Origin of the sequence: Pseudomonas sp. RHF3.3-3 (assembly GCF_048069595.1) — a bacterium.
GTDB classification, from domain to species: Bacteria; Pseudomonadota; Gammaproteobacteria; order Pseudomonadales; family Pseudomonadaceae; genus Aquipseudomonas; species Aquipseudomonas fuscovaginae_B.
Genome location: NZ_CP182250.1, coordinates 1,802,725 through 1,815,923, shown reverse-complemented (window position 1 = coordinate 1,815,923; position 13,199 = coordinate 1,802,725). Strand labels below are relative to the sequence as shown.

Sequence of the window (13,199 nt, the reverse complement as noted above, 5' to 3'; positions counted from 1 at the left end):
CGCACCCGGCGCAGCCGCCCGAGTGCGGGCCCACTTCCGCGTGCAGGTTATACCGTGACCAACCTCAATCAGCCCGGCCAGACGAAGCCGGCGATTCGCAGCCTACTGATCGCCCTGATGCTGGCGATCTTCCTTGGTGCCCTCGACCAGACCATCGTTGCGGTCTCGATGCCGGCCATTTCCGCGCAGTTCAAGGATGTCGGCCTGCTGGCCTGGGTGATTTCCGGCTACATGGTCGCCATGACCGTAGCCGTGCCCATCTACGGCAAGCTCGGTGACCTCTATGGCCGCCGCCGGCTGATGCTGTTCGGCATGGGCCTGTTCACCCTGGCCTCGCTGTTCTGCGGCCTGGCCCAGAGCATGGAGCAACTGGTGCTGGCGCGGATCATTCAGGGCATCGGTGCCGGCGGCATGGTTTCGGTCAGCCAGGCGATCATCGGCGATGTCGTGCCACCGCGGGAACGCGGTCGCTACCAGGGCTACTTCAGCAGCATGTATGCGCTGGCCAGCGTCGCCGGCCCGGTGCTGGGCGGCTACATGACCCAATACCTGTCATGGCGCTGGGTGTTCCTGACCAACCTGCCGCTGGGGCTGACGGCCTGGTGGGTCGCCCACCGGGTGCTGGTCGGGCTGCCGGTGCCGCAGCGCAAGCCGATCATCGACTACCTCGGCACGGTGCTGATGGTCATCGGCCTGACCGCCCTGCTGCTGGGCATCACCCGGATCGGCCAGGGCCACCACTGGAGCGACAGCGATGTGCTCGGGCTGCTGGCCATTGCCGCAGTCGGCCTGACGCTGTTCGTCCTGCACGAACGACGCACCCTCGAACCCTTGCTGCCGATGCACCTGTTCCTCAACCGCAATGCCGTGCTGTGCTGGTGCACGGTCTTCTTCACCAGCTTTCAGGCGATCTCGCTGACCGTGCTGATGCCGCTGCGCTTGCAGAGCGTGACCGGCGCCGGTGCCGACAGTGCGGCACTGCACCTGCTGCCGCTGGCGATGGGCCTGCCCATGGGGGCCTACTTCGCCGGGCGCATGACCTCGGTAACCGGCTACTACAAGCCGTTGATCCTCAGTGGCGCGCTGCTGATGCCGCTGGCCATTCTCGGCATGGCCTTTACCGCACCCCAGGCGGTGCTGCTGAGCAGCCTGTTCATGCTGCTGTGCGGCATTGCCGGCGGCCTGCAATTCCCGACCTCGCTGGTGGGCACCCAGAACTCGGTGGAACAGCGCGATATCGGCGTTGCCACCAGCACCACCAACCTGTTCCGCTCACTGGGTGGCGCCGTGGGCGTGGCGCTGATGTCGGCGCTGCTGCTGGCCCTGGTGCAGGGCTCGGGCCTGACCCATCTGGCCAGCGGCGCGGTGCTCGGCGAAGGCAGCGCGGGCAATGCCCTGCTCGACGGACTCAACGCCGCCGGTCCGGCCCGGCAAGCCCTGCGGGCCGAGTTGCTGCTGACCTTCCGCCATCTGCTGCTGATCAGCGCCGGGGTTGCCCTGCTCGGGCTGGCCGCGGCGATCGCCATGCCCAACCGGGTATTGCGTGGGCGGGAGGACAAGGCCCGCTGAAGGGGCTCTGGTATCGGCTTGTGGCGATGGCCTCCCCTGGGCAGGGCTTGCGGACGTATTCGCCGGCAAGCCGGGTTCCTACAGGGCACGAGCCGGACGCCAGTCCGGGGTCGCCCCGGGTGGGAGCCGGCTCCCACCCGGGGCAGTCGATAGACTCGACTTCAGGAGCGGTAGTACCCGACCGCCACCAGCACCTGCCCGACCCGCTTGAGGTAGGTGTGCTTGTTTTCGACCTTGCCGGTCACCGGGTTCTTCCAGCGATACTCGTACTCGCCCTCCGCCTGCCTGTTCATCAACGCCAGGATCGGTTCTCCCACCGGCTTGCCGTCGGGGTCCCGGACCTTGGCGAAATCGGTATTGACCAGACGCTGATTGGTGCCATGGGCCAGGTATCGACGGGTCTTGAGATCCACCACGAAGACATACAGGTCATCCTGCAGGAAACCGCCCGGCAGGGCGTTGATCTCATCGAGCAACCCCTGGCGGTCCCTGTCCAGTTCGGTCGCCGCCCGGGCCAGAAATGCCCTGGCTTCCTGCGCCGACGCCCGGGGCAGGTAGTAGCCGACCGCCAGGATGCGCTCGCCGACCCGCTGGTAGAACACCCGCTTGCGCTCGACCTTGCCATCCTTCCAGTTCCGCCAACGATATTCGGCCTCCCGGATTCCAGCGTTTTCCGGCGTGTTCAGCGCGGCCTTGAACGCCTCGCGCAAATCCGCACCGAGCACCTCGGAAACGTCCCGGCCGATCAGCGCCGAGGACGGTCCGCCACTGGCCAGCATCACCCCGTGGGTATCGACCACGAAGACATAACGATCCTGGTCGACGAACTCTCCCTGGCGGCTGAAGGCGGCAAACGCCTTGTCGCCCTGCTCGCGGTAATAGGCCAGGGCCTTTTCCAGCAGGGCCCTGGCCGCCGGCGCCTGATCGTCCGACGCGGTCGCCGCCAGCACCGGTCCCAGGCACAACAGCATCATCAGACAGCCCGACAAGGCCCGAATCAAACCCAACCCCATGGTGCAGTCCCCCTTCCTGTTGATCTGCCAGCAGCGTAGACCGTCGCGGCCTATACGGAAGCATTCAGCAGACAGGGGTCGCCTCGACAGCCGCGGATAGCCGTCAAAATTGAGCGGTTATTTTCCAGAGGCCGCACTAGAATGCGTCCATCGCACACCCGCCGATGGAATCGTGATGCCGTTTCGCTCCGTGATCTACTCGCAACGCTCCCTGGTCGTGACACTGATCGCTCTGCTCGGCTGCGGCTTCCTGGCCACCTCGCTGCTCAGCTACTACGCCTCGCGGGCCTCGATCCGCGACGGCATCATCAATACCGAACTGCCGCTGACCTCCGACACGGTCTACTCGGAGATCCAGAAGGACCTGGTACGGCCCATCCTGATCTCCTCGATGATGGCCCGCGACACCTTCCTGCGCGACTGGGTCATGGCCGGTGAGCGCGACCCGCAGCAGATGACCCGCTACCTCAACGAGGTCATGACCCATTACGGCGCCTATACCGCCTTCTTCGTTTCCAACAGCAACCTGACCTACTACCAAGCCAAGGGCGTGCTGAAAAAAGTGCGCAGCAACGAGCCACGCGACCTCTGGTACTTCCGTGTGCGGGACATGAAGGAACCCTACGAGATCAACGTCGACCCGGACATGGCCAACCATGACAGCCTGACGTTCTTCATCAACTACAAGGTGTTCGACTACCAGGAAAACTTCATCGGCGCGGCCGGAGTCGGCCTGACGGTCGACGCGGTGGTCAAGCTGATCGACAAGTACCAGCAGCGCTATCAGCGCAGCGTGTACTTCGTCGACAACTTCGGCCGCCTGGTGCTCACCGGTGCCGACGGCGGCCCCGAGGGCGCCCGGGTCGGCCAGTCGCTGAACCATCTGCAAAGCCTGCAGAACCTGCAGGCCAAGCTGCCCAAGCCTCACGACGGCAGCTATGAATACGCCGAGCCGGACGGCAAGAAGCACTTCCTCAATGTGCGCTTCATTCCGGAACTGAACTGGTACCTGTTCGTCGACAAGCGCGAGGACGGCGCCCTCAGCGGCATTCGCCAGTCGCTGTACCTGAACCTGCTGATCTGCCTGGTGGTGACCCTGATCGTGCTGGCCCTGCTCAATCGCGTGATACATCGCTACCAGCGCAAGATCCAGGCCCTGGCCACCCAGGACAGCCTCACCGGCCTGCCCAACCGTCGCGGTTTCGACCTGCTGGCGGCCCAGGCCCTCAACGAGGCCCAGCGCGAGCCCAAGCCGCTGACCGCCTTGCTGCTGGACCTGGACCACTTCAAGCAGCTCAACGACAGCCATGGCCACCTGGCCGGCGACGTGGTGCTGAGCGGCTTCGCCCGACACCTGGAAAGCTGCCTGCGCCAGTCGGACATCATCTGCCGCTGGGGTGGCGAGGAATTCATCGTCCTGCTCAAGGACACCGATAGCGCCAGCGCCCATCTGATCGCCGAGAAGATTCGCCAGCACATCGAACAGCAACGCTACGGCTACAACGGCAAGAGCCTGCACCTGACCGTCAGCATCGGTCTGACTTCACTGCACACCGACGATACCCTGCACACCCTGCTGGCCCGCGCCGACCAGGCGCTGTACCGGGCCAAGCAGAGTGGGCGCAACCGTGTCTGCAGCGACGTGGCGATCCCCGCCCATGCCTGACGCCAGCCTCTGCCCCGCCTGCGGTGCGCGCAATGACTGCACCCTGGCCGATCCGCGCACCGCAACCCGGCCCTGCTGGTGCTACAGCGTCAGGATCGACCCGGCCGTGCTCGAGGCCCTGCCCGCCGAACTGCGCAACGCCGCCTGCCTGTGCCCGCGCTGCGCCCAGGTGGATGAACAGCTGAAGCAGCCGCCGCCATCATGACGTAGAATGCCGGCCCGTTTTCCCGCGATCATCCCTCCATGCGCCTGGACCGATTCCTCAGCAACCTGCCCCGCTTCAATCGCCAGCAGGTCCGCCTGCTGCTGGCGGAACGGCGGGTACGGGTCGACGGCCTGGTCACCGCTGATCCACACCACGAAGTGCGCGAATTCAGCCGGGTCGAGGTGGACGACGAGGTCCTGCAGGCCGGCCGCCCGGCACGCTATTTCATGCTGCACAAACCCACGGGGTGTGTCAGCGCGACCCGCGACCCGCAGCACCGCACCGTGCTCGACCTGCTCGAGGAACCGGATGTCGACGAGTTGCACATCGCCGGGCGCCTGGACTTCAACACCACCGGCCTGATGCTGCTGACCAACGACGGCCAGTGGTCCAGGCGCCTGACCCGGCCAGAGACCAAGCTGCCCAAGGTCTATTACGTGGAAACCGAGCAGGAGATCGGCGCGCAGTACGCCGAGACGTTCGCCCGAGGCCTGTACTTCGCCTTCGAAGACCTCACCACCCAACCCGCCGAACTGCAACGACTGGGGCCGCGCAGCGCCCGGCTGAGCATCGTCGAAGGCCGCTATCACCAGGTCAAGCGGATGTTCGGCCACTTCGACAACAAGGTCCTGCGCCTGCACCGCGAACGCATGGGTCCGCTGGTGCTCGACGACGCGCTCGCCCCCGGGCAATACCGCCCGCTGACGGCCGAGGAAATCGCCCTGGTTTGAGTCACCTACCGTTGAGCAGAAGTGAGCCGCTTATGCCAAATCGCTCCTTGCGAAATCGCCGGACCACTGCTTGAATCAGTCCGTCAGCCAAAAAATGACTGACAGGTCACCGCCTAGCTGCAAAAAACTTTTCGTCGGCGCCAGGGCTTGCCAGCCGTGGTTTTCCGACCGATTGCCCGCCTATAACAACACCCGCCGGCCAGCGCGTCACCGGACCGGCATGGGCTGAAAATTCCAGGCAAATGCCTACCTGTCATATATCTCGTGCACAGTCAGTTGCGCGCATACCCGCTTGCCAGGAGTCTTTGACATGACGCCAGAAATCGCTGTGTTGGATATACAGGGTCAGTATCGGGTTTACACGGAGTTCTATCGCGCGGATGCCGCGGAAAAGACCATTATCCTGGTCAACGGCTCGATGGCCACGACTGCGTCATTTGCCCAGACCGTGAAAAACCTGCACCCGCAGTACAACGTCGTGTGCTACGACCAGCCCTACGCCGGCCGGTCCCGACCGCACAACCACCACGAGAAGATGCTCACCCGGGCAATCGAGGGGCAGATTCTGCTGGAATTGATCGACCACTTCGCCGCCGAGCACGTGATGTCGTTCTCCTGGGGCGGCGCCGCCACCCTGGTCGCCCTGGCCGAACGGCCACGGCGCATCGAGAAGGCGGTGATCAGCTCGTTTTCGCCGGTGATCAACGAGCCGATGCGCGACTACCTGGAGCGTGGCGTCCAACACCTGGGAGCCTGTGACCGCGCCCAGATCGCCCAACTGGTCAACAGCACCATCGGCAAGCATCTGCCATCGCTGTTCAAGCGCTTCAACTTTCGGCATGTCAGCAGCCTGGCCGAGCATGAATATGGCCAGATGCACTTCCACATCCGCGAAGTGCTCGAAAGCGATCGCCAGGGCTGCCTGAAGTCGGCGAGCAGGATCGACATCCCGGTCCTGTTCGTGAACGGCGAATGGGACGAGTACACCACACCCGAGGATGCCCGGCAGTTCGGCAGGCATGTGCGCCAGAGCCACTTCAGCACCATTGCCACGGCCGGCCATTTCCTCGACATGGAGCACAAGTCCGCCTGCCGTGACACCCGTCACGCGCTGCTCGGCTTTCTCAGGCCCAGCCACCAGGAAAGCCGGGCGCGCTACTACCGGTACGTCCAGGAGCACCATGCGCAAGCCATGTGAGCAGGCCAGGTCACGGGCAACGGTCGGCCAGGAACACCCCGGCCTGCAGCCGTTTGCCCGTGATCAGCCCCGGTGCGGTTCGCAGCTGAAACATCCGCTAAAACACAGATTTTCAAAGAAAAACTTCAATTGCGCGGCAACATCTGGTACAAAGTGGCCACCCGAGCGGGTGTCATGAAATGGCATCACGCAAGCGGTCCGAACTGATAACCCGTGTTTTCGTTCGGACAAGCCGCTTCGGTGAGCAGAGAGACATGTAAAAAGCGGGTATAGTTTAGTGGTAAAACGAAAGCTTCCCAAGCTTTAGTTGAGGGTTCGATTCCCTCTACCCGCTCCAGATCGCATCAGGTCCGACGTTGCCCACAGTGGCGATGAAGACTGAAAACCGGCCCACAGAGGCCGGTTTTTTTATGGACAGATTTTGATCGCTGCTCCGGATTGGCGTTTAACCGCCTCATCCTCACCCACGATCAGTCTGTCGTAGTATTCTTCAGCCCAACCCTGATTTCACTTTGGCATTCACTGCGAATCCAGGGAAAATCGCTCCCACGTAAAACCTTTCTTCACCTGAGCCCAGGATCCGCTGAATGGACGCCCCTCAAATTGCAGCTCTTATTGTTGAACGCTTGAACGAGCTGAGCGCCGACATCCAAAGCCAATGGAGCAACCCGCAAGGTACCCAGACCCGTCATTTCATCATCGACGGGCTGCTCTCCGACGATATGGCTCAACAGATCTACGATGCCTTCCCGAAAAATGCCGATGGCTTCTTCGACAGACAGTCATTCCGCGAGAAAAAGAAAACCCTCGGCAACCTGGCCGAACATCCCGAGATACTCAGTTCGATCACCTTCGCGATACAGCATCCATCAGTCGTGGGCAGGATTGCCGAACTGGTGGGCATCGAAGGCATCCTGCCGGATCCGACCCTCTACGCCGGGGGCCTGTCGATGATGTTCAAGGGCGACTTCCTCAACCCGCATATCGACAACAGCCATGATGCCGCCCGAGCCCTGTACCGCCGGCTGAACCTGCTCTACTACGTGGCACCGGACTGGTCTCTGGAGAACGGTGGGAACTTTGAACTCTGGGACCCACAGGTCAAGGTACAGAAAACCCTGGTTTCGAAGTTCAACCGTCTGGTCGTGATGGAAACGAACAAATACTCCTGGCATTCGGTGAGCAAGGTGCAGGTGGAGGGACCACGTTGCTGTGTCTCCAACTACTACTTCTCCAAGGAATCGCCTGACGACGATGACAAGGAATACTTCCATGTCACGTCATTCAACGGCCGCCCCGATGAACCGGGACGTCGTGCCCTTGGCGTCGTCGACAACACCTTGCGCAATGCCGTGTCCAAACTGTTTCGTATAGGTCGAGGCAAGGACCAGGCTGGAAAACCGAAGCCCTGAAGAGGCATCAAGCCTGAGAACGGCAGCCATTGCGCGCGCTCAGGCTTTGCTCCCTCGAACTGGACAGCCTCGCCAGGCCGAGATCCAAGCAGCGCTGTTCAGTGCACCCGCACTCCACGCTTCACCCCATACATCGCTTCATCCGCGTGCTTGAACAGCTGTTGCGCCTCCTCGCCGTTCTCCGGATACAGGGCAATGCCGATACTGGGCATGATGCTCAGCTCGCACTCGTCCCAGACCATCGGCTCGTTGAGCAGGCTGCGGATCTTGTCGGCGACCTGCGCCGCCGATTCGCCCAGGTGCAACTGTTCCAGCAGGATGACGAATTCATCGCCGCCGATCCGCGCCACGGTGTCGGTTTCACGCACGCATTGCTGCAGGCGCCGCGCGACCTCCTGGAGCAGAAGGTCGCCGACCGCATGGCCGAAGTTGTCGTTGACCTGCTTGAACTTGTCCAGGTCGACATACAGCAATGCCAGTTGCCTGTGTTCCCGGCGCGCCCTGCTCAGCGCCGCCTTCAGGCGCTCCTGCAGAAAGCCGCGATTGGGCAGGTGAGTCAGTTGGTCATAACGGGCCATGTACTGCAGCCGGGCATGCAACTGCTTGCGTTCGATGGCCGCCGCCACCTGGGCGGAAACGAACTGCAGCAGGTCCTGGTCGTGCCCGGTATAGCGTTCGCCCGCCGAACTCCTGGCCAGCAGCGCACCGATGATGCCGTTCTGCGAGGCCAGGGGAACACCGAGGCAAGGTGCTTCGGCTTCGTTGTACAGCAACGGCTGACCGCTGCGCACGATCTGCGCGCAATGACCGTCGACGTTGCACGGCGTGCGGCGGTCGTCCATGTGGTAGGGAAAGCTCAACTGGTCACGCGCACCGTCGTACAGCGCCACACAGAAACTCTGCGCCGGCAGCCACTCGCCAACGATCTGGTGCACCCGCTCGAACAGCGCCAACAGGTCTTCGGTCGCATGGGCGGCCTCGGAAATCGCGTAAAGCGCCGCCTGCTTCGCCTCGGCCAGCTTGAGCTCGGTGATATCGCGGGCAACGGCGATGCGCAGTTGGTCGACCTCCGACCAGCGCGCCGACCACATGATATGCACCACCTGGCCATCCTTGCGCACGTAGCGGTTTTCGAAATGCGGCTTGGGCTCGCCGGCCATGATCTGCGCGGCGGCGTTGAGGGTGCGCTCACGGTCGGCAGGCAGTACCAGCTCGATCATCGAAGTGCCGATCAGTTCGGCCGGGGTGTAGCCGAAGATCCGCTCGCAAGCGGCGCTGACGAACACGAAGCGCCCCTCGACGTCGACGGCACACACCGCATCGAGCAGCAGGTCGAAAAAGCTGGAAACCGGTGTGACAGTTCTGCTTTCCATCAGGAAGACATCGCCCGAAAAATTAAGCGTCAGTATCTGTCCCTTGGAATATCCCGGCGTCCTGCCCCGCGCCGTCGACTCAAGCCCTGTTCGGCAACAACCCCGGCAACGCGTGAGTCAGTGCATTTATGGCAAAGCCGATGAACATCACCCCACACAAACGCGTGATCGTCAATTCATGTCGCTGGTACAACACCCGCACCCGTTGCGCACCGACGACACCGATGAGAATAGCGTATGCCGCGACCCCGCCCAGGAAACTGAGAAAAATCAGCCCCGGCAGCATCGACCAGGTCAGCAGTTCGGCACGGCTGGAAAGCAGCGCGGTAAAGGTCGCGACCGCCACCGGGTAGGCCTTGGGATTGGTCAGGCCGAACAGGATGCCGTGCCAGAACGGCTGCCGGGCCGCACCCTGGGGCGTTTCACCATTGGCCCGGCGGCTGCGCAACGCCCGCCAGCCGAGCCAGAACAGGTAGAGGCCGCTGATGACACCGAGCACATCGAAGGCGCCGCTGCCGATTTCCCGCGCCCCGACGATCGCGACCAGAGCCGTGCCGCACCAGATCACGTCGCCCAGCAGATGACCGCAAAGGAACCCTGCCCCGGCCCGTCGTCCCCGCGCCGCACCGATGCCGAACACCGCCAGCACACCAGGGCCTGGAGTGATGCCATAAATGAAACCCGAGGCGAGAACGGCCATGAGCAATGAAGGGGTCATAGAAGGCTCCGCGGCAGGAGGAGGGATAGCCTGGAGTCTATCCCAGGTCAACCCGTCGCAATACCCTGAAGTGACAACGATCAGTTGCGTCGGTCCAGTACGTTCACCACCAGGCGGTCGATCCAGCCCCATACCCGCTGCTTGATCCGACGCCACAGCGGCCGCTTCTTCCAGTCGGCGAGACTGACCGGCTGGCTGAGGTCGAAGTCGGCGACGAAGCTGGCCTTGACCGCCGCGGTCAGGGATGGGTCAAGGGCCTCGAGATTGGCCTCCAGGTTGAAGCGCAGGTTCCAGTGATCGAAATTGCACGAGCCGATGCTGACCCAGTCGTCGACCAGCACCATTTTCAGGTGCAGGAAACAGGGCTGGTACTCGAAGATCCGCACGCCGGCCCTCAGCAGGCGAGGATAGTAGCGATGGCCGGCGTAACGCACCGAGGGGTGGTCAGTACGCGGCCCTGTCAGCAGCAGCCGCACGTCAACTCCGCGCTGGGCGGCCCGGCGCAGCGAACGCCGGACCTTCCAGGTCGGCAGGAAATACGGGGTTGCCAGCCAGATCCGCTGCTTGCCGCTGTTCAGTGCGCGTACCAGCGATTGCAGGATATCGCGATGCTGCCGGGCGTCGGCATAGGCCACCCGGCCCAGGCCCTGCCCGGCTGGAGGCAACCTCGGCAGGCGCGGCAGGCCGACATCGGCGAACGGTTTCCAGGCCGTGCGCTGTTCGTTGGCCAGCCATTGACGGTCAAACAGCAACTGCCAGTCGAGAACCAGCGGACCGCGAATCTGCACCATGACCTCATGCCATTCGAAACGGTCGTCCCTCGGGGTCCAGAATTCATCGGTGACGCCCGTACCGCCGACCACCGCCAGGGTGCTGTCCACCAGCAACAGCTTGCGGTGATCGCGATACAGGTTACGCATCCCGCGGCGCCAGCGCAGGCGGTTGTAGAAGCGCAGTTCGACACCGGCCTCGACCAGCCGTCGGCGCAGGCTCAGGGTGAAGGCAAGGCTGCCATAGTCATCGAACAGGCAGCGCACCCGCACCCCTCGCTCGGCAGCCTGGACCAGCGCCTGGACCATCGCATCGGCGCACTCGCCGGCCTCGACCAGATAGAGTTCCAGCTCGATCCGGGATTCGGCCCTGGCGATCGCCACCAGCATGCGCGGGAAAAACGCCGGCCCGTCGACCAACAGCTCGAAGGCATTGTCGCTGCGCCAGGGAAAGACCGCACCGGCCATGGTTCAGCGCGCCGTGAAAATCAGTACCGCACCCACCGGTACCGACAGACTGATGGCCGACAGGCCGGCGAGCTTGCGCAACTGCGCAAGGCCAGGCAGCAGGCCGAAGTCCTCGGCGTGCACCACCAGCGGCTCCAGGGTCACCACCTGGAAGCGACGGTCGTCGAGACGGGTTGCCAGCAGTTCGGCGTTGTAGCTGTGCTCCTTGCCATGCAGGCGTACCACCAGCGGCAGACGCAGTTCCAGTTGGGCGCCGGGCGCCAGGTCGTTGATCGGCTGGACGTTAATCTGCGCAGTGACCTGCGCCTCGGGATACTGCCTGATCTCGAACAGCTCGCGCCGCAGGCGCTCATCACGCAGGGGAATCCCGGTGCTGACCGACTCCAGCTCGACATCGAGGGTTGCCACGCCCTGGCGATCGACCTTGCCGTGCAAGGTCAGGAAACGATGCACTTCAGAAATATCGGCATTCTTGGTGCTGACAAACGACAGGCGTGAGGACTCGTTGTCCAGATACCAGTTGGCGTGGGCCGGCAAGGCCAGCACCCCGAGCAGGGCCAGAAGAAGGCGGGACCGGTGCATGCAAGCTCCTGATTGAACGTAGGCGCCACCTTACCCGGCCAAGAGGGCGCCAGTAAACGGTGTTCAGGGTTTGAGCCGGCAGCCTTCGCGTTCGTTCACCCAGACGGCCGTGGCCTCGCGCCCCAGACCCTCGACGCTGACCCGGCGTTGGCGCGGGTCATCCAGCAGGCGACTGACCGGCACCGATTGCTTCACATAACCCAGGCAATAGTCGACGGTGTTGTCCATCACATACCGGCAGGAACAATACTCCTTGGCGGTATAGGCGCTGATGATCTGCGGGAACGCACGCAGGGCCACGCGCTCGTGCCAGATCCAGCCGAGCAGCGCCACCAGCAGCAACACCAGCAGGCTGATGAACGGGTGACGACGAACGAAGCGGGTGGACCTCATGGCAACACCTTCGGCCCGAAAGCCGCCATGGCCAGCCTGAGCAGTTCGTTGTGCCGATAACTGCCATCGCGGTCATCGCCGTACCGCACGATCACCAGGCCCGCGCTGGGAATGATGTACAGCGCCTGGCCCCAGTGCCCGAGGGCGGCGAAGGTGTCGGAAGGCGCGTCCGGCCAAGGCTTGCGCGCGCCGTCGATCGAGCGATTGAGCCACCACTGGCCACCGCCCACCGCTTCATCCTGCCCGGGCTTGTAACCGGCAAACGCCCGGCGATTGAACTCCACCCAGGCCCTGGGCAACAGTTGCCGGTCCTGCCAGCGACCGTCGCGCTCCATCAGCAGACCGATGCGCGCCAGGTCGCGGGCCGTCAGATAGGCATAGGACGAAGCGACGAAGGTGCCGCTGCCATCTCGCTCCCAGACCGCCCCCCGGATGCCCAGCGGATCGAACAGCGCGGTCCAGGGATAGCCCGGGTAACGCTGCTCACCGACGATCCCGCGCAGGGCCGCCGCCAGGGCATTGCTGTCGCCGCTGGAATAACGGAAGGAGCGACCGGGCACCGCGTATTCAGCCTGCGCGGCGGTATAGCCGGCCATGTCGGCATGACCGAGGGTGTACAACATCGCCACCACCGAGGAGTTGAGCGGGGCATATTCATAGTCTTCCTGCCAGTCGATGCCCGACGACCAGTTCAACAGATGCTCCAGGGTCACCTTGGGGTGCGCCTGGAACGCGGGGTAGAACCTCGCCACCGGATCGTGCAACTGGAACAGGCCTTCGCCATAGGCGACGCCCAGGACCGTGGCCATGATGCTCTTGCTGATCGACCAGGTCAGGTGCGGCGTATCGACACGGGTCGGCCCGGCATAACGCTCGTAGACGATCTGTCCGTGCCGGATCACCAGCAGGGCATCGGTGCGCACGCCTTTTCGGCTGCTGTCATCCCGTGCCGCAAAGGCATAGGCCTGCAGGGCCTCGACAGCAGGGCCGGCGGCCTGCGGACCTGGGGCCCATTGAGCACCAGGCCAGCTCTCGGCACGGGCGATGGCGGTGACACACAGCAGGAAAACCGCAAGGAAGGTCGAACCCCTGGACATTGGG

General features: G+C 63.6%; 13 protein-coding genes and 1 tRNA gene. 7 read left to right on the top strand and 7 right to left on the bottom strand.

Annotation, left to right across the window (positions count from 1 at the left end; all coding sequences use genetic code 11):
- The first annotated feature begins 54 nt into the window (after positions 1–54).
- Positions 55–1,569 (top strand): MDR family MFS transporter, encoded by a 1,515-nt coding sequence (locus tag ACMGT0_RS08260; RefSeq protein WP_416772159.1) that lies wholly within the window; start codon positions 55–57, stop codon positions 1,567–1,569.
- Positions 1,570–1,730: 161 nt separating this feature from the next.
- Here ACMGT0_RS08260 and ACMGT0_RS08255 read toward each other — a convergent pair whose 3' ends face one another.
- Positions 1,731–2,582, bottom strand: a complete 852-nt coding sequence (locus ACMGT0_RS08255) for a cache domain-containing protein (protein WP_416772158.1) — start codon at positions 2,580–2,582, stop codon at positions 1,731–1,733.
- A gap of 175 nt (positions 2,583–2,757) precedes the next feature.
- Between ACMGT0_RS08255 and ACMGT0_RS08250 the strand changes: the two genes are divergently transcribed.
- The 6 genes from ACMGT0_RS08250 (at position 2,758) to ACMGT0_RS08225 (ending at position 7,794) form a co-directional block, all read left to right on the top strand.
- The gene (locus tag ACMGT0_RS08250; protein WP_054058930.1) at positions 2,758–4,248 is read left to right on the top strand and encodes a sensor domain-containing diguanylate cyclase; all 1,491 of its coding nucleotides are present in this window, start codon (positions 2,758–2,760) and stop codon (positions 4,246–4,248) included.
- Positions 4,241–4,453 carry a cysteine-rich CWC family protein gene (locus ACMGT0_RS08245; protein ID WP_054058929.1) on the top strand — a complete coding sequence of 71 codons (213 nt, stop codon included), beginning with the start codon at positions 4,241–4,243 and terminating at the stop codon, positions 4,451–4,453. Before ACMGT0_RS08250 ends, ACMGT0_RS08245 begins: the two co-directional genes overlap by 8 nt.
- A gap of 38 nt (positions 4,454–4,491) precedes the next feature.
- Positions 4,492–5,184, top strand: a complete 693-nt coding sequence (locus ACMGT0_RS08240) for a pseudouridine synthase (protein WP_054058928.1) — start codon at positions 4,492–4,494, stop codon at positions 5,182–5,184.
- A gap of 310 nt (positions 5,185–5,494) precedes the next feature.
- A complete protein-coding gene (locus ACMGT0_RS08235) occupies positions 5,495–6,382 on the top strand; it encodes an alpha/beta fold hydrolase (protein ID WP_416772155.1) in 888 nt (295 codons plus the stop codon).
- 263 nt (positions 6,383–6,645) lie between these two features.
- Positions 6,646–6,719: transfer RNA gene (locus tag ACMGT0_RS08230), tRNA-Gly, on the top strand.
- 250 nt (positions 6,720–6,969) lie between these two features.
- Positions 6,970–7,794, top strand: a complete 825-nt coding sequence (locus ACMGT0_RS08225) for a 2OG-Fe(II) oxygenase (protein WP_054058926.1) — start codon at positions 6,970–6,972, stop codon at positions 7,792–7,794.
- 98 nt (positions 7,795–7,892) lie between these two features.
- Here ACMGT0_RS08225 and ACMGT0_RS08220 read toward each other — a convergent pair whose 3' ends face one another.
- From ACMGT0_RS08220 to ACMGT0_RS08195, 6 genes are all read right to left on the bottom strand, one after another.
- Entirely contained in the window at positions 7,893–9,167 is a 1,275-nt protein-coding gene (locus ACMGT0_RS08220; protein ID WP_416772152.1) for a diguanylate cyclase domain-containing protein, read from the bottom strand.
- A gap of 79 nt (positions 9,168–9,246) precedes the next feature.
- Positions 9,247–9,885 carry a LysE family translocator gene (locus ACMGT0_RS08215; RefSeq protein WP_054058924.1) on the bottom strand — a complete coding sequence of 213 codons (639 nt, stop codon included), beginning with the start codon at positions 9,883–9,885 and terminating at the stop codon, positions 9,247–9,249.
- Between the two features lie 80 nt (positions 9,886–9,965).
- On the bottom strand, positions 9,966–11,123 hold the full coding sequence (locus tag ACMGT0_RS08210; protein WP_416772150.1) for a phospholipase D-like domain-containing protein: 1,158 nt from the start codon (positions 11,121–11,123) through the stop codon (positions 9,966–9,968).
- Positions 11,124–11,126: 3 nt separating this feature from the next.
- Complete coding sequence (locus ACMGT0_RS08205) at positions 11,127–11,705, bottom strand: YceI family protein (RefSeq protein WP_273826213.1); 579 nt, start codon at positions 11,703–11,705, stop codon at positions 11,127–11,129.
- A gap of 63 nt (positions 11,706–11,768) precedes the next feature.
- Complete coding sequence (locus ACMGT0_RS08200; RefSeq protein ID WP_054058921.1) at positions 11,769–12,098, bottom strand: hypothetical protein; 330 nt, start codon at positions 12,096–12,098, stop codon at positions 11,769–11,771.
- Positions 12,095–13,195 (bottom strand): serine hydrolase domain-containing protein, encoded by a 1,101-nt coding sequence (locus ACMGT0_RS08195; RefSeq protein ID WP_416772147.1) that lies wholly within the window; start codon positions 13,193–13,195, stop codon positions 12,095–12,097. Before ACMGT0_RS08195 ends, ACMGT0_RS08200 begins: the two co-directional genes overlap by 4 nt.
- Between the last annotated feature and the right edge of the window lie 4 nt (positions 13,196–13,199).

What these genes read in the sequence shown, in the direction of transcription:
- ACMGT0_RS08255 (WP_416772158.1), bottom strand. Translation starts at nt 2,582, where the DNA reads ATGGGGTTGGGTTTGATTCGGGCCTTGTCGGGCTGTCTGATGATGCTG.
- ACMGT0_RS08250 (WP_054058930.1), top strand. Translation starts at nt 2,758, where the DNA reads ATGCCGTTTCGCTCCGTGATCTACTCGCAACGCTCCCTGGTCGTGACA.
- ACMGT0_RS08245 (WP_054058929.1), top strand. Translation starts at nt 4,241, where the DNA reads ATGCCTGACGCCAGCCTCTGCCCCGCCTGCGGTGCGCGCAATGACTGC.
- ACMGT0_RS08240 (WP_054058928.1), top strand. Translation starts at nt 4,492, where the DNA reads ATGCGCCTGGACCGATTCCTCAGCAACCTGCCCCGCTTCAATCGCCAG.
- ACMGT0_RS08235 (WP_416772155.1), top strand. Translation starts at nt 5,495, where the DNA reads ATGACGCCAGAAATCGCTGTGTTGGATATACAGGGTCAGTATCGGGTT.
- ACMGT0_RS08225 (WP_054058926.1), top strand. Translation starts at nt 6,970, where the DNA reads ATGGACGCCCCTCAAATTGCAGCTCTTATTGTTGAACGCTTGAACGAG.
- ACMGT0_RS08220 (WP_416772152.1), bottom strand. Translation starts at nt 9,167, where the DNA reads ATGGAAAGCAGAACTGTCACACCGGTTTCCAGCTTTTTCGACCTGCTG.
- ACMGT0_RS08215 (WP_054058924.1), bottom strand. Translation starts at nt 9,885, where the DNA reads ATGACCCCTTCATTGCTCATGGCCGTTCTCGCCTCGGGTTTCATTTAT.
- ACMGT0_RS08210 (WP_416772150.1), bottom strand. Translation starts at nt 11,123, where the DNA reads ATGGCCGGTGCGGTCTTTCCCTGGCGCAGCGACAATGCCTTCGAGCTG.
- ACMGT0_RS08205 (WP_273826213.1), bottom strand. Translation starts at nt 11,705, where the DNA reads ATGCACCGGTCCCGCCTTCTTCTGGCCCTGCTCGGGGTGCTGGCCTTG.
- ACMGT0_RS08200 (WP_054058921.1), bottom strand. Translation starts at nt 12,098, where the DNA reads ATGAGGTCCACCCGCTTCGTTCGTCGTCACCCGTTCATCAGCCTGCTG.
- ACMGT0_RS08195 (WP_416772147.1), bottom strand. Translation starts at nt 13,195, where the DNA reads ATGTCCAGGGGTTCGACCTTCCTTGCGGTTTTCCTGCTGTGTGTCACC.